General features: G+C 39.2%; 16 protein-coding genes. 13 read left to right on the forward strand and 3 right to left on the reverse strand.

The window, feature by feature from the left end; all coding sequences use genetic code 11:
* Positions 1-262: 262 nt before the first annotated feature.
* Positions 263-895, reverse strand: coding sequence for a spore protease YyaC (gene yyaC / locus BN985_RS02430; RefSeq protein WP_042220877.1), 633 nt, complete (start codon positions 893-895; stop codon positions 263-265).
* 83 nt (positions 896-978) lie between these two features.
* On the opposite strand from yyaC, the gene BN985_RS02435 reads away from it, so the two are divergent.
* From BN985_RS02435 to BN985_RS02470, 8 genes are all read left to right on the forward strand, one after another.
* The gene (locus tag BN985_RS02435) at positions 979-1,992 is read left to right on the forward strand and encodes a YkvI family membrane protein (protein ID WP_042220878.1); all 1,014 of its coding nucleotides are present in this window, start codon (positions 979-981) and stop codon (positions 1,990-1,992) included.
* Between the two features lie 35 nt (positions 1,993-2,027).
* Entirely contained in the window at positions 2,028-2,918 is an 891-nt protein-coding gene (locus BN985_RS02440) for a mechanosensitive ion channel family protein (RefSeq protein ID WP_042220879.1), read from the forward strand.
* A gap of 48 nt (positions 2,919-2,966) precedes the next feature.
* A complete protein-coding gene (locus BN985_RS02445; protein ID WP_042220880.1) occupies positions 2,967-3,164 on the forward strand; it encodes a DUF951 domain-containing protein in 198 nt (65 codons plus the stop codon).
* A gap of 248 nt (positions 3,165-3,412) precedes the next feature.
* Complete coding sequence (gene ychF, locus BN985_RS02450; RefSeq protein WP_042220881.1) at positions 3,413-4,513, forward strand: redox-regulated ATPase YchF; 1,101 nt, start codon at positions 3,413-3,415, stop codon at positions 4,511-4,513.
* A 171-nt stretch (positions 4,514-4,684) separates the two neighbouring features.
* Positions 4,685-4,972: a 30S ribosomal protein S6 gene (gene rpsF / locus BN985_RS02455; RefSeq protein ID WP_042220883.1), complete on the forward strand. Its 288-nt coding sequence runs from the start codon at positions 4,685-4,687 to the stop codon at positions 4,970-4,972.
* 18 nt (positions 4,973-4,990) lie between these two features.
* Positions 4,991-5,479, forward strand: a complete 489-nt coding sequence (ssb, locus tag BN985_RS02460) for a single-stranded DNA-binding protein (protein ID WP_042220884.1) — start codon at positions 4,991-4,993, stop codon at positions 5,477-5,479.
* Between the two features lie 20 nt (positions 5,480-5,499).
* Positions 5,500-5,730, forward strand: coding sequence for a 30S ribosomal protein S18 (gene rpsR / locus BN985_RS02465; RefSeq protein ID WP_042220886.1), 231 nt, complete (start codon positions 5,500-5,502; stop codon positions 5,728-5,730).
* Positions 5,731-5,909: 179 nt separating this feature from the next.
* On the forward strand, positions 5,910-6,893 hold the full coding sequence (locus tag BN985_RS02470; protein WP_042220887.1) for an alpha/beta fold hydrolase: 984 nt from the start codon (positions 5,910-5,912) through the stop codon (positions 6,891-6,893).
* Positions 6,894-6,901: 8 nt separating this feature from the next.
* Here the strand turns inward: BN985_RS02470 and modA are convergent, their stop codons facing one another.
* Together modA and BN985_RS02480 are read right to left on the reverse strand one after the other, a co-directional pair.
* Positions 6,902-7,675, reverse strand: a complete 774-nt coding sequence (gene modA, locus BN985_RS02475) for a molybdate ABC transporter substrate-binding protein (protein ID WP_042220889.1) — start codon at positions 7,673-7,675, stop codon at positions 6,902-6,904.
* 25 nt (positions 7,676-7,700) lie between these two features.
* Positions 7,701-8,189: a DUF1189 family protein gene (locus tag BN985_RS02480; RefSeq protein ID WP_042220891.1), complete on the reverse strand. Its 489-nt coding sequence runs from the start codon at positions 8,187-8,189 to the stop codon at positions 7,701-7,703.
* A 354-nt stretch (positions 8,190-8,543) separates the two neighbouring features.
* Between BN985_RS02480 and BN985_RS02485 the strand changes: the two genes are divergently transcribed.
* From BN985_RS02485 to BN985_RS02505, 5 genes are all read left to right on the forward strand, one after another.
* Positions 8,544-9,488 carry a YybS family protein gene (locus BN985_RS02485; RefSeq protein WP_042220892.1) on the forward strand — a complete coding sequence of 315 codons (945 nt, stop codon included), beginning with the start codon at positions 8,544-8,546 and terminating at the stop codon, positions 9,486-9,488.
* Positions 9,489-9,526: 38 nt separating this feature from the next.
* Entirely contained in the window at positions 9,527-11,497 is a 1,971-nt protein-coding gene (locus BN985_RS02490; RefSeq protein WP_042220893.1) for a DHH family phosphoesterase, read from the forward strand.
* Positions 11,494-11,940: a 50S ribosomal protein L9 gene (gene rplI, locus BN985_RS02495; protein WP_042220894.1), complete on the forward strand. Its 447-nt coding sequence runs from the start codon at positions 11,494-11,496 to the stop codon at positions 11,938-11,940. The genes BN985_RS02490 and rplI overlap by 4 nt, the downstream gene beginning before the upstream one ends.
* Positions 11,941-12,064: 124 nt before the next feature.
* Positions 12,065-13,432: a replicative DNA helicase gene (gene dnaB, locus BN985_RS02500; protein WP_042220896.1), complete on the forward strand. Its 1,368-nt coding sequence runs from the start codon at positions 12,065-12,067 to the stop codon at positions 13,430-13,432.
* Positions 13,433-13,770: 338 nt separating this feature from the next.
* Positions 13,771-15,057 (forward strand): adenylosuccinate synthase, encoded by a 1,287-nt coding sequence (locus tag BN985_RS02505; RefSeq protein WP_042220898.1) that lies wholly within the window; start codon positions 13,771-13,773, stop codon positions 15,055-15,057.
* Positions 15,058-15,235: the final 178 nt, after the last annotated feature.

A 15,235-nucleotide genomic window follows, 5' to 3' on the forward strand; every position in this document is an offset into this window, starting at 1 on the left:
TCTGCGTGCGATGAATCGCTGACGAAGTCTTACTTGTCCTGTGGGAACAGCACGAGTCTGAAGGCCCCGCAAGGAAAAGGAAGAAAGGCTAAGAGCGCCACGTCCTGTGGCAACGCCTTTGTGACCAACATCCTGTTGGCCCGAGGCCGTGCCCACGGAAAGCGTAGTATTTTCCGAAGCGGTAATAAAGCAGTCTCTTTTCTTATTTTATTGTTCGTGTTGCATAGAGCTGGGACGTTATATCCGAGCCCTTTTTAATTATCTAAGATTGTGGAGCAGATGTCTTCATTTCTTCTTTAAACCTCAGCACGACAGAGGGTTTAGGATGGTTATACGTCATCCGTTGGTCAATTTGATCCAATACACCAGAAATTTTTACTGCCATGTCCATTACTACCGATAGTCGTGTGTTTTGGAGGACGGAATGCTCCATAAAGCCACTTATGTTCACAACACCAGTAATATGTACATCTCCTACGTCAGGCAGAGGCTTGTTTAAGGCCGCTCCTGGCTTTATTGGGCCTGTCCCTGATATGATCTGACCTACTGATGAATTCTTCCCCAGGCAGGCATCTATGGCGATAATAAAAGGGTCACGGTGTTGCTTGTTTATTTGTTCCATATATTCTTGCAGATTGGTTGCATGAACTGGTTCGTGTAGTGTTCCATATACTGTCATATGCTTAGGTCTCGTTTCGGAGAAAAGGGTACCAACCAGGGGGCCGAGTGAATCACCAGTTGAGCGGTCTGTCCCAATACAAATGAGAACATAATCTTTTGGGATAGCTGGAAGCCAGGAAATAATCTTTTCGCTCATTGTCGGGTATAGGTTGGAGTCTGTATGGTGCATTCGAAAATTTTCTTTATTAGGGCTGAAACGGCTTTTTAGATTCATAGCTTATCCTCCAATTACATATTGGTATAGTATACGGAAATTCCAAGGAATCTATACATACAATATGGATATATGGGGGACAAATTATGCGAGCAGGAATTAAATGGATGTTTTTAATAATTGGAACGACAATTGGGGCAGGCTATGCCTCTGGACGAGAGCTTTGGCAGTTTTTTGGCCATGAAAGTGGACTTGCTATTCTATTGTTTGCTATATTCTTTTCCCTATCATGTGGGGTCATTATGAGCCTTAGCTATAAACATCAGTCTATACATTATTTGCCGGTATTGCGTATCATCGTCGGGAAAAGAATGACGGCTATTTATGATGTAATGATCTTTCTATATCTCTTCACTACAACGGTTGTTATGATTGCAGGAAGTGGTGCTACAGGACAAGCGTTTAATTTTCCCTATTGGTGGGGTATATGTATTATGTTAATGGCATTAATAGCCTTGTTTATGAAAGATATAAATGGACTTCTTTCAATTAATCAATTTATCCTACCGCCTCTGTTAGGTGGTTTGGTGTTCGTTCTACTATTATTTACGGTGGATCAAGATCTTCAACTGTTCTCCCACTGGAGAGAGCAAGGAAATTGGACTGCGGCATTTCCATTCACCGCATTGAACATATTACCACTGATCGCTGTACTGGGGGCGGTTGGAAATAAAGTAGAGTCAAAAAAAGAAATTTGGGTGGCTTGTGTCGGCAGTGGTTTTCTGCTTGGAAGTATCTCCTATATTTATAACAATAGCCTTATCCAAATTGCAGACGAGCTTCTCGTATTTGAGATCCCCTTATTTGCCATTCTTCAGCATTATCCAGTACAAATGATCATCTTTATTAGTATATTATTATGGTTTGCGATCTTTACAACAGCTGCTTCCGGAATTCTCGGCATTGTGACGAGAATTCAAAGCTATATAAACAAACCATTATGGTTGATTGTCGTGGTTACCTTGGTTACAATGATTCCATTAACAGCATTAGGATTTAGTACACTGGTTAGTTATTTATACCCGATCTATGGGATATTGAATTTATACGTGTTGACTAGATTACTGCTATTTCCATTATGGTACAAAGAAACGTAGAAAAAAACATAGCAACATGATTAGGAGGAGAAGTAGTGATTAATTTTGAAGATACTTGGAATTATCTTAAAGGCCCAGATTTATGGTTGTTAATCGGGGGAAAGATTTTGGATGCTATACTAATTATAGTATTGGCATTAATAATAGTCCGGGTTACAAGAAAGCTCGTGAATCGTCTCTTTATGAAAAGAGAAAAAGGTCCAATTCGCATAACGGAAAGACGAGAGAATACGCTAAAAAAATTAATTAAAAATGTGGTTGCCTATGTAGTATATTTTATTGCTATTATTATGATCTTGGATAATGTATTTGGCTTTAATGTTGGGGCATTACTAGCAGGGGCTGGCGTTGCTGGACTTGCTATCGGGTTTGGTGCGCAAAATCTTGTGCGTGATATTATCTCAGGATTCTTTATTATATTTGAAGACCAATTCTCAGTAGGGGACTATGTTGGTGTTTCTGGAATTGAAGGTACGGTAGAAGAAATAGGACTTCGTACGACAAAAGTACTGAGCTGGACTGGAGAATTAAACGTGCTGCCAAACGGCAATGTCACACAGGTTATCAACTATTCTGTTCATAACGGTCTATCTATTGTAGATGTTAATATCCCTTATGAAAGCAATGTAAATGATGCAGAAAATGCCATTAATGAAATTGTCGCTACACTACCAGATAAGTACGATTTCATTGTTGGTGTTCCAGAAATTATTGGCGTACAGAATCTGGATGTATCTCACTTTACGATTCGCATCATTGCTGATACACTTCCTGGTTTCCAATGGGCCGGTGAACGAAATATCCGAAAAGAAATACAAAACCAACTGTACAATGCAGGTATCGAAATCCCTGCTCCACGTATTGTAATGTACTCTGGAAATGATAAAGAAAAATTATTAGATAAAAATCGCGAGCGTGGCGAGTAATTTCCCTATATAATAGAGCTATTAACTTTAAATAAAGGAGAAAAGGGAATGGCGGAGAAAGATTTTAATTTACATGATGTTGTGCAAATGAAGAAACCTCATCCGTGTGGAGAAAATCGATGGAAAATAATCCGAATGGGAATGGATATTCGAATTAAATGCCTCGGGTGTGATCACAGTGTAATGATCCCGCGAAGAGATTTTACAAAGAAAGTGAAAAAAGTATTGGAAAAAGCCGAAGATTGAGTTGTAGTTCATTTTACATTCGCATAAAGTTTTTTGGGATGTAAAATGGACGATTCTCTTGTAAAAATGGTATTATGAGAGTAGAAAAAGATAGTGTTAGATAAATAAATAGAGTTAAATATGAAAATAGGCATTCTCAAAATGCCTATTTTTGTTTTTTGTTAGCTTGTCAATTGTTTGTCTACTATCTATAATTAGGATAACTATCACGTTCATATGAATGGAAATCCTTAAGGAGTGAAGGTTGTATGGCTTTAACAGCAGGAATCGTCGGACTTCCGAATGTCGGAAAATCAACTTTATTTAATGCAATTACCCAAGCGGGAGCAGAAGCTGCGAACTATCCGTTTGCCACGATTGATCCCAATGTAGGTATTGTGGAAGTACCCGATGAGCGCTTAGATAAATTAACAGAACTAGTTAAACCGAAAAAAACCGTACCAACTGCATTTGAGTTTACCGATATTGCTGGAATAGTGAAGGGTGCAAGTAAAGGGGAAGGTCTTGGGAACCAATTTTTATCCCATATTCGCCAGGTGGATGCGATTTGCCAAGTAGTCCGCTGTTTTCAGGACGAAAACATTACGCACGTTTCTGGAAAAATTGATCCAATTGATGATATCGAAATCATTAACCTGGAGCTTATTTTGGCTGACCTTGAAACAGTAAATAAACGGACTCAACGTGTAGAAAAATTGGCAAGACAAAAGGATAAGGAAGCTGTGGCTGAGCAGGAAATACTTGTGAAGCTAAAGGCTGGACTAGAAGAGGAAAAGCCTGCTCGGGCAATGGACTTCTCTGAGGACCAATGGAAAATAGTAAAAGGCCTGCATTTACTAACAGCAAAGCCGACATTATATGTGGCAAATGTTAGTGAAGAAGAGGTTGCAGACCCTGATGGTAATGAAAATGTACAAAAAGTAAGGGAATTTGCAGCGGCAGAAAATGCAGAGGTAATTGTTATTTGCGCAAAAATAGAGGAAGAAATCTCTGAGCTAGACCTGGAAGAGAAGGAAATGTTCTTTGAAGATCTTAACATTTCTGAATCAGGACTTGATAAGCTTATCAAAGCTTCCTATCATTTATTGGGATTAGCTACTTATTTTACTGCCGGAGAGCAGGAAGTACGAGCTTGGACGTTCCGTGAAGGGATGAAGGCACCGCAGGCAGCGGGTATCATCCATACAGACTTTGAAAGAGGCTTTATCCGTGCTGAAACGGTGTCTTACGGTGATTTGGTCGAGGCAGGTACGATGGGGCAAGCAAGGGAAAACGGTAAAGTACGCTTGGAAGGTAAGGAGTACATCGTTAAGGACGGCGATGTCATCCATTTCCGTTTCAATGTATAAAAAAACATCTAACGTAAAAAGGATCTCTCGAAACCTTGTTATTTCAAAAAAGATTTGGTATAATACACAATTGTGAGTAATTATTATTACGATTACTCCTTGCCCTTGGTGAGGAAGGCTTCTTGCCTGACAAAAAATAAGGGCCGCTAAGACCAAAAGGAGGTGTAACGGATGAGAAAATACGAAATCATGTACATCATCCGCCCAGACATTGAAGAGGATGCTCAAACAGCTTTAGTTGAGCGCTTTAATGGTATTCTAACTGATAATGGCGCGGAGATTGAAAAAGTTGATGAAAAAGGCAAGAAACGTCTTGCTTATGAAATCAAAGACTATCGTGATGGATATTATGTAATCATTAATTTCAGCGGTGATGAAAATGCAGTAAATGAATTTGATCGCCTAGCTAAATTCTCTGAAGACATTATTCGTCATATTGCAATTCGAGAAGAAGATTAATAATAGGGAGTGGTTCTGATGTTAAATCGTGTCGTACTAGTTGGCAGGTTAACGAAGGATCCTGATTTACGTTATACACCCAACGGAGTGGCCGTAGCCAATTTTACTATTGCAGTTAATCGTCCTTTTTCTAATCAGCAGGGAAACCGTGAAGCTGATTTCATTAACTGTGTGGTCTGGAGAAGACCTGCCGAAAACCTTGCGAACTTCATGAAAAAAGGAAGCTTAATTGGTGTGGATGGCCGTGTGCAGACACGTACATTTGAAGGGCAGGATGGTAAAACGGTATTTGTAACAGAAATTGTTGCAGACAGCGTTCAATTCCTAGAATCAAAAGGTTCTTCCCAGAATAAAGGGCAGGATAATTCAGGTTTCCAACAGGACAGAAACCAAAACCAGTATCAACCTAATCAGAATCAAAATCAGAACCAGAACCAAAATCAGGACGACCCATTTCGAAATAATGGGGAGCCTATAGATATATCAGACGATGATTTACCATTCTAAAGTAAAAAGGAGGGTTATCAATGGCAGCTCGTCGCGGACGCGCAAAGCGTCGTAAAGTGTGTTACTTCACAGCTAATGGAATTACACACATCGATTATAAAGATGTTGACTTGCTAAGACGTTTCATTTCAGAACGCGGAAAAATTCTTCCTCGTCGTGTAACTGGAACTTCTGCAAAATACCAACGTAAATTGACTATAGCAATTAAACGTGCTCGTACAATGGCATTGTTACCATTCGTAGCAGAGTAATTGTTATTTAAACCTCTAGACCGGTATAAGGTCTGGAGGTTTTTTTATGTGTTAAAACATTGGCTAAGTGAAAACTAGCTTACCCTCCTCCTCTTTACTAGATTCTAAATAAAGTGAATCTTATAGTTATCAAAGTCGTATTATATACAATACGATAAGTTTGAACGGGGGTAGTGAATATGCAACCTGTTGCAGAAACAAGCGCACCAAGAGAGGGAATTAAGAAGAAAGAGTTTATTGAAATTAATGGGCTGGTACAGGGAATGTTTATTGAAGGGGAGGATATTGCAAACCCCTTATTACTTTTCTTACACGGAGGACCTGGCTATCCAGGATATCCCTTTATAAAAAATAGCCATTTGAAGTTAGAGAAATATTTTACAGTGTGTTATTGGGATCAACGTGGCACAGGGATGTCCTTCCATAAAGGAATGACAAATAAGAAGCTAAGCTCTAAACAGTTAGTCGAGGATACTGCTAGTATAACAACATACCTTTGTGAGAGGTTCAATAAAGAGAAGGTCTATCTATTTGGTCATTCCTGGGGGAGCTTTTTAGGATGCTTAACAGCTGCAAAGTATCCCCATCTTTTTCATGCTTATATGGGATCTGGACAAATAGGCAGCCAGGCAGACTCAGAAAAGGAAACATTACAATTTTTATTACAGACGGCAATAGACCGTGGTGAAAAAAAGGCACAGCAAGAAATTTCCCAAATAACACTTGATGAAAACTACTACAATAACACGAAGTATGGAAAGATTTTATTTAAGTATTTAATTAAGTATGGAGGCGGTATGAAACGCGACAATTACTCCAACCTTAAGCAAATGAAGGAATTACTATTTTGTAAGTCGTACTCTCTTAAAGAGAGAATGAATATTTTAAGGGGATCGAACTACTCCTATTCTTTATACAAAGAGTTAGCAAAAAACGATTTAACACAGATAGTTCCTAGCATGGAGATACCGGTTTATATATTTCAAGGAAAGCATGACTACCAGACATCCTACCAACAGGCAAAACGTTTTTTTGATAACGTACAATCTCCTAAGAAGAAATTTTTCACCTTTGAAAACTCCAGCCATTCCCCATTTATTGAGGAAGTAGATAAGTTTTGTTCGATCGTAGAGAATGAGATTTTAGTAGGCACGAAGGAATAACTTCGGAATTACTCCCTGTTAAAGCCATGCTTCTCTAAAATATCGTTTGCAGTATCACTATGCAGGAATTCGATAAACCTTTCTGAATCGGTCTGGTTTGTACTATATGTCGTAATCGCTGCGGGAAATTCAATGGGATCATGTAATTCTGGATCAACAGGGAAAAGTACTTCCAGGTGATCAGATTCAATGATATCTGAGTAATAAACAAATCCAGCCATCACTTTTCTTGATTCTATAAAAGTGACTACTTGTGCAACATCTTTAGCATAAAAGAAGGAGTTTGATAAAGCATCCCAGACACCTGCAGATTGTAGTGCTTGCTGTGCATAGGTGCCAACTGGTGAAGTTTCAGGTTGTCCTAAAATAATCTTTTCAAATGAATGTTGTTTTAATTCCTCAAAAGATGACACCTTCAAATCTTCTCCGGCAGTTCCGGCAAATACAAGTTTATTTGTTGCGAAATTTTTTCTGGATTCAGGTACAATCATAGACTGATCTGCCAGCATATCCATCCATTCCTGGTTCCCTGATAGAAATAAATCAACAGGTGCCCCCTGCTGAATTTGTTGAGCAAGTTCTCCAGAAGGACCGTAATCTACAGAAATGTTAATATATGGGTTATCTTCTTCAAATTCTTCCACTAATTCTGGCAAAGTGCCAGATATACTTGATGTCGATGCTACAAGTAAATGGGTTTCCTCGGTTGATTTAACAAATGGATCATCAGAGCAAGCAGTTAGGCTAACTAGGCCAATGATTACGAACAAGATATACCTCATAGATAATAATCTACTCCTAACTAGATTAATTTTGCTTCCTTCGTTTCGGATAGATACGAATGATAATAAACAGCATAAATATTATATACACAAAAAAAGCACCTAATAAAACATCATCTACAGGAAAAAGGAAAGCAATGATGGCATATATAATAAACGGAATCGTAGCAATAAATACGCTCATTTTCCAAAGCAGGGGGAACTGTAGCTTCCGATCCAACCCTTTTGCCACCCATACTCCAAGATAAGCGGTGATGGAGATGCCGATACAGACAAAAACTGCTAAAGGCAGATAGTAAAAAATGAAGAAATAGATAATGAGGAAGAGAATATTCAGTTCTGCTGACACACTATTATTTTCGGCAATGCGATCAATTAAAGCAGGAATAGAGACAAGTATGAGCAGAATAAACATATAAATGATGGTAATATCCATGCTAACACGATTAAGCGAAAAGGTAGCTTTTTTACTTGGGAGTTTGAGGCTTTGCAGAAATACATGATGGATTTTCATATTCTTCATCCTTATTTAGTAGTCTATATCTATTATAAAGGAAAACAGTCATACATGAATTAAAAAACATGACATTTTTGTAAACTGCAAGCAGGCAACGATTAAAACGGTTGTAATCGTTACAGGTTATAACAGAATATTACCCGGGAAATAATATTTTCTACTGTTTTCGACAAGCCTTTCATTTAAAAACATGTTATCATAATAACAAGGTAATTTTTTGTCCGCTTTGATTTAGTATTAGGCGAATGAAGCTTCCCCCTACTTTACTGCTTACATCTTGCCGAGCAATAAAGTGGGGGGATAAATGTTAAAGTGGACTAATATTTGTTTAAAAATTAGATGGGGTGCACAATGAATCAATCTAAAAAAATAGTAGACGGAGCTATCCTGACAGCTGTATTTGCAATCCTATTACTTGTTAGTGTATTTGCTCCTGTGATATCCATTATAGGAATGGTATTGTTACCAATCCCGTTCGTAATTTTTGCTTCAAAACATGGTGGGAAACCAGCATTGTTGATGTGGCTTGTAACAGCATTAATTTCCATGCTTATAGCTAGCCTTTATTCCTTGCCTATTGCCGTTTTAATGGGTAGTGGTGGAGTTATGATAGGGCACGCAATATTTCGCAAGCTTTCTGCCCACGAAACATGGGCCAGAGGTACCTTAGGATTTATTTTTGGACTTCTGTTTGCTTTTGTCTTTACACAGGTTGTCTTTCAGGTGAATTGGACTGAAGAGATTGAACAACAAATGAATATGTCAATGGACTCAACCTTTGAAACGCTGAGCGAATTTGGGTTATCAAGTCAGGAGCAGGGTGAAGAGGTGCTAGTTCAGACAATTGACCTACTTGTAAACTTATTGCCAGTACTACTCGTAGGGGGAGCAATCGTTATGGCGTTTATCAGTCAATGGCTTAGTTATAAGGTGATAAACAGGCTGGACAAAAAAGACTTGAGATTTCCACCGTTTCGAACACTAAAGTTTCCGGCATCCTTAATATGGGTATATTTCTTTGCCTTAATAGCATCATTTTTGGTAAGTGACACAACAAGCTTCTTCTATACAGGAGCACAAAATATACTTGTTTTAACAGGATTACTGATGACCCTACAGGGATTTTCATTTATATTCTTTTATGCACATCACAAGAAAATGTCAAAAGCACTCCCTATTTTCAGTGTGGTACTCACTCTGCTTTTCCCAACACTCTTTATATTCCTTGTGCGCTTTATAGGAATCTTTGATTTGGGATTTGGAATGAGAGACCGTCTTGCCAAAAAAGATGAATAGTCCTCAAATTATGGTTTAGGCAGTAGGAGCTGATGTAAATGCCAGATGGAAAGAAGAACCCCGTGTTAAGCAGTCATTTATGGATTATTTATTTACTCTCGATCGTATTACTTGTCGTAATATGGTATTTCCAATGGGTGCTTGGCCTTATCATGACATTATTACTTGGGGCATCCTTTTTTTACAGTATTCGTACTGAGAAAACACTGCAGGATGAAGCGGAACAATATATATCAACATTATCGTATAGAATTAAACGGGTCGGGGAAGAGGCCCTGTTAGAAATGCCGTTTGGTATAATCTTATACAATGAGGACTATACCATTGAATGGGCAAATCCTTATATGAATCAATTTGCAGAAGATAGCCTTGTTGGTGAGTCACTCCAGCAATTATCTGAAGACCTTATCCCTATGATTAAAGAGAATAAAGAAAATGTATGGTTTCACCTAGAGGGTTATGAGTTTCAGACAACAGTTAAAAAGCAAGAGCGATTGCTTTATCTTTTTGATCGTACTAAGCAAGCTGAATTACAGCAGTTATATCATGATGATCAAACAGTGTTAGCCTTTATTTTCTTAGATAATTATGAAGAAATAACGCAAAACATGGATGACACCAGTAAGAGTCAACTCAACTCCAAGGTAACAGAGGTACTAAATAAATGGTCCACTTCTTATGGCCTTTATTTGAAGCGTACATCCCAGGAGAGGTTTCTAGCAGTTGGCACAAAAGATATACTAGAAAAGCTTGAAAAGGTGAAATTCGACATTCTAGATGAGGTTCGTGAATTGAACGGAGAGCAAAATAATCCTGTTACACTAAGCATTGGTGTAGGCCAAGGGGATGTTGATTTACCGACGTTAGGGGAGCTAGCACAATCAAGTCTAGATTTAGCCCTAGGACGTGGTGGTGACCAGGTGGCAATTAAGGATGATGCTGGTAAAGTTAGATTCTATGGTGGTAAAACAAATCCAATGGAAAAACGAACAAGAGTTAGGGCTCGGGTGATATCCCATGCCTTAAAAGAGTTGGTGCGTGCGAGCGACAATGTTATCATCATGGGGCATAAATCACCAGATATGGATTCACTCGGGGCAGCGATCGGGATATTGAATATTGCTAAATCCAATGATGTAGAAGGATATATTGTGTTTGATCCAGATGATGTGGACACTGGTGTATATCGTCTAGTGGATGCCATTAAAGAGGAAGAAAATGTTTGGCAGCATTTTATTGAACCAGAAGAAGCAGAGTCCATTACAGGCAGCAGGAGCCTTGTTGTTGTAGTTGATACACATAAACCATCGATGGTAGTAAATGAAAGTTTGCTTCACCAAACAGAATATAAAGTTGTCATTGATCATCACCGAAGAGCAGAAGAGTTTATAGATAATCCAACTCTTGTTTATATGGAACCATATGCTTCTTCCACTGCTGAATTGGTCACAGAACTTTTAGAATACCAGCCAAAAAAATTGAAGCTGAAAATGCTTGAAGCGACTGCATTACTTGCAGGAATTATTGTGGATACAAAAAGCTTTACTTTACGAACAGGATCAAGAACCTTTGATGCAGCCTCATACTTAAGAGCAAAAGGTGCGGATACAGTACTTGTTCAGAAATTCTTGAAAGAAGATCTTGATTTGTATGTTGAACGGAGTAAGCTAATAGAGCGAGCAGAGGTTTATCGCGAGCATATTGCAATATCAAAAGCTGATGAAGGCAAGGCTTACGGTCCTGTGTTAATTGCACAAGCTGCTGACACATTATTGACAATGAGTGGAATTAGCGCATCATTTGTCATTTCCGAGCGAAAAGATGGTAGAATAGGAATAAGCGCCCGATCGTTGGGTGAAGTAAATGTCCAGGTAATTATGGAAAAAATGAATGGTGGCGGTCATTTAACGAATGCCGCAACTCAAATAGAGGATACAACTATTGATGATGCAGAGAACCTGCTCAAAGATATTTTACAAGAGTACTATGAGGGGAGAGAAGCTGAATGAAAGTAATTTTATTGCAAGACGTAAAAGGTAAAGGCAAAAAAGGTGATGTGAAAGATGTTTCCGATGGCTATGCACGCAATTACCTACTAAAAAATAACTTGGCAGAGGAAGCTACCAATGCTAATATGAAGGCTTTAGAGGCACAAAAGAAAAAGAATGAGCAGCTAGAGCAGCAAGAAAAAGAAGAAGCAATGGATTTAAAAGACACATTAGCAGAGCTTACGGTTGAATTAAAAGCCAAGTCTGGTGATAGTGGTAGACTGTTTGGTTCTATTACAAGCAAACAAATTGCAGAAACCTTGCATAAAGAGCATGGCTATAAAATAGATAAGCGAAAAATTGAGCTGGATGAGCCGATCCGAGCTCTTGGATATACGACAGTACCGGTTAAACTCCACCCAGAGGTTTCCGGTTCTATTAAAGTACATGTAGCAGAAAAATAAACATTCCTATTGTGTCAGTCTAGTAGACGAGGTGCTTTAGGGAACATGGTATCTTTTTAACAAATTTTAAGGAGGCTCACTTTCAAAGTGAGCCTTCTATCATGAAAGAAAGGAGGCGGGGTTCATGAGCGACACATGGAGTGATCGTAGACCACCACATAATATAGAGGCAGAGCAATCCATTATTGGTGCTATATTTTTAGACCCAGAGGCGTTTTCCACAGCTTCAGAGCTGTTGGTGGCAGAGGATTTTTACAGGGCTTCACACCAACGCATTTTTGCGGCAATGATGAAGCTTGCTGATAGAGGTGAGCCAATTGACGTCGTAACGGTTACCACGTATTTGCATAATGCGAAACAGCTTGAGGAAGTCGGAGGTGTTACGTATCTTTCCGAGGTGGCTGAAAGTGTCCCAACCTCCGCGAATATAGCGTACTATTGTAAAATTGTTGATGAAAAATCATTGCTGCGCCGGCTGATCCGCTCCGCTACAGACATTGTTACCTCCGGATTTGAACGTGAAGATGAGGTAGAGGATGTATTAAACGAAGCAGAGAAAACAATTTTAGAAGTATCCGGCCAAAAAAATTCGGGTGCCTTTAAAGCAATTAAAGATGTGTTAATCGATGTCTATGATAATATTGAACAACTACATCACCAAAGCGCAGATGTAACGGGGATACCGACAGGATTCCGGGATTTGGATAGAATCACTTCCGGGTTCCAACGAAATGATTTGATTATCGTTGCGGCCCGCCCTTCCGTTGGTAAAACGGCCTTTGCCTTGAATGTAGCGCAAAATGTGGCCGTTAATACGGATGAAAATGTAGCGATATTCAGTCTGGAGATGGGAGCAGATCAGCTTGTTCAACGTATGCTCTGTGCGGAAGGGAATATTGATGCACAGCGGATGCGTAATGGACAGTTGGAAGCAGATGACTGGAGTAAGCTAACGATGGCAATGGGAAGCCTGTCCAATGCAGGTATTTATATTGATGATACACCTGGTATCCGTGTTGCGGATATCCGCTCCAAATGTCGTAGATTAAAACAAGAGCATGGACTTGGTATGATTTTAATTGATTATCTTCAGTTAATCCAAGGTAGTGTGAACTCAAAAGAAAACCGACAACAGGAAGTATCAGAAATATCTCGTTCCTTAAAAGGGCTTGCCCGTGAGCTAAATGTACCGCTAATTGCGTTATCCCAGCTGTCACGTGGTGTGGAATCCAGACAGGATAAACGCCCAATGATGTCCGACCTTCGTGAATCGGGTAGTATTGAGCAGGATGCCGATATCGTTGGCTTCCTTTATCGTGATGACTACTACGATACAGAATCAGAGAAACAAAACATTATTGAAATTATTATTTCCAAACAACGTAACGGTCCAGTAGGTAACGTAGAGTTGGCATTTGTGAAAGAATATAACAAATTTGTGGACTTAGATCACCGCTACTCAGAGAGTGACATCCCCCCGGTCCCGGTGTAATATAAATTAATTAGCAGTCTTTCCCTAGGAGAGACTGCTTTTTTACAATTTAGGACAGTATATAAAGTAAGAAGGTTCTAGGTGGTGGAAGTATATCCCGATTTAACAGCTGCCCCAGGAAAATGGAGTATTTCCTGTAGCGCAATTAGCAATTTTCCAATCAGTAACCTTTAAGCAGTGGGAATAAACCAAACAAAAGGGAGACTCCGTTATTACGAACGTTGAAATTTATTTATATAACATTGTTCGTATTTCGGATTGACTGACATAAGAAATATTGGTAAACTTACTATGGTAATTAAAGAAAACATATAATATAAATTTTGTGGAGGTGCACTATGTCCTCAGTAGTAGTAGTTGGAACACAATGGGGCGATGAAGGAAAAGGAAAGATTACAGACTTTCTATCGCAAAATGCCGAAGTAGTTGCCAGATATCAAGGTGGAAACAACGCCGGCCATACAATAAAATTTGATGATGTTACGTATAAACTACATTTAATTCCATCCGGGATTTTCTTCGATGATAAAATTTGCGTGCTTGGTAACGGAATGGTAATTGATCCAAAAGCATTCGTAGAAGAGGTTGCATACTTGCATGAGCGCAATGTCTCAACAGATAACCTGCGTATTAGCAATCGTGCACATGTCATTTTGCCATACCATTTAAAGCTGGATATCTTACAAGAAGAAGAAAAAGGTGAAAACAAAATTGGGACAACCAAAAAGGGGATTGGACCAGCTTATATGGATAAAGCAGCACGTATGGGAATACGTATTGCCGATCTTATGGATAAAGATGTTTTCCGTGAAAAACTTGAGCAAAACCTGAGGGAAAAGAACCGTCTCTTTGAAAAAGTATATGAAGTAGATTCTGTACAGGTGGAAGATATTCTAGAGGAATATTATGAATACGGACAGCAATTGGCAAAATACGTTTGTGACACATCCGTTGTTCTTAATGATGCCCTTGATGAAGGTCGTAGGGTATTATTCGAAGGAGCGCAAGGTGTTATGCTTGATATCGACCAAGGAACGTATCCATTCGTAACCTCCTCCAACCCAATTGCTGGTGGTGTAACGATAGGTTCTGGTGTTGGTCCGACTAAAATTAATCATGTTGTCGGTGTCTCTAAAGCTTATACAACCCGTGTAGGCGATGGCCCGTTTCCAACAGAATTGCATGACGAAGTTGGAAATCAAATTAGAGAAGTAGGCCGTGAATATGGTACAACAACAGGTAGACCACGTCGTGTTGGCTGGTTTGACAGTGTGGTGGTTCGTCATGCCCGTCGTGTTAGCGGAATTACAGATTTATCGCTAAACTCCATTGATGTACTCACAGGAATTGAAACATTGAAGATTTGTGTTGCTTACCGTTATAGAGGGGAAGTCATCAATGAGTTTCCTGCGAGCTTAACAGCACTTGCTGAGTGTGAGCCAGTCTATGAAGAGATGCCAGGCTGGACAGAAGATATTACTGGTGTTCAAAGCTTACATGAACTTCCAGCAAATGCCCGTCATTATTTAGAGCGAATCTCCCAGCTAACAGAAATCCCGCTTTCAGTATTTTCTGTTGGGCCAGATCGTAGTCAAACAAATGTAGTACGCAGTGTATATAGCTAAGTAGTAATTAAAATATATAGTCAGCCATAAAGGGAATGATTGCCTATAAGAGGCCCTCCCTTTGTGGCTGTCTTTTTGTATTTCAAAATGTATTCCTTCCTTTTAAGGGAGTAAAAGGCAGGTAAAGACATTTACCCGAAAATACGATAGAATAGAAGTAGTGTTATAAAATGAGGAT

The organism is Oceanobacillus manasiensis, from assembly GCF_000724085.1.
GTDB classification, from domain to species: Bacteria; Bacillota; Bacilli; order Bacillales; family Amphibacillaceae; genus Oceanobacillus_B; species Oceanobacillus_B manasiensis.

Excerpts from the sequence above, each read along its gene's own strand:
- yyaC (WP_042220877.1), bottom strand. The coding sequence starts at position 895 with ATGAATCTAAAAAGCCGTTTCAGCCCTAATAAAGAAAATTTTCGAATG.
- BN985_RS02445 (WP_042220880.1), top strand. The coding sequence starts at position 2,967 with ATGGCGGAGAAAGATTTTAATTTACATGATGTTGTGCAAATGAAGAAA.
- ychF (WP_042220881.1), top strand. The coding sequence starts at position 3,413 with ATGGCTTTAACAGCAGGAATCGTCGGACTTCCGAATGTCGGAAAATCA.
- rpsF (WP_042220883.1), top strand. The coding sequence starts at position 4,685 with ATGAGAAAATACGAAATCATGTACATCATCCGCCCAGACATTGAAGAG.
- ssb (WP_042220884.1), top strand. The coding sequence starts at position 4,991 with ATGTTAAATCGTGTCGTACTAGTTGGCAGGTTAACGAAGGATCCTGAT.
- rpsR (WP_042220886.1), top strand. The coding sequence starts at position 5,500 with ATGGCAGCTCGTCGCGGACGCGCAAAGCGTCGTAAAGTGTGTTACTTC.
- BN985_RS02470 (WP_042220887.1), top strand. The coding sequence starts at position 5,910 with ATGCAACCTGTTGCAGAAACAAGCGCACCAAGAGAGGGAATTAAGAAG.
- modA (WP_042220889.1), bottom strand. The coding sequence starts at position 7,675 with ATGAGGTATATCTTGTTCGTAATCATTGGCCTAGTTAGCCTAACTGCT.
- BN985_RS02480 (WP_042220891.1), bottom strand. The coding sequence starts at position 8,189 with ATGAAAATCCATCATGTATTTCTGCAAAGCCTCAAACTCCCAAGTAAA.
- BN985_RS02485 (WP_042220892.1), top strand. The coding sequence starts at position 8,544 with ATGAATCAATCTAAAAAAATAGTAGACGGAGCTATCCTGACAGCTGTA.
- BN985_RS02490 (WP_042220893.1), top strand. The coding sequence starts at position 9,527 with ATGCCAGATGGAAAGAAGAACCCCGTGTTAAGCAGTCATTTATGGATT.
- rplI (WP_042220894.1), top strand. The coding sequence starts at position 11,494 with ATGAAAGTAATTTTATTGCAAGACGTAAAAGGTAAAGGCAAAAAAGGT.
- dnaB (WP_042220896.1), top strand. The coding sequence starts at position 12,065 with ATGAGCGACACATGGAGTGATCGTAGACCACCACATAATATAGAGGCA.
- BN985_RS02505 (WP_042220898.1), top strand. The coding sequence starts at position 13,771 with ATGTCCTCAGTAGTAGTAGTTGGAACACAATGGGGCGATGAAGGAAAA.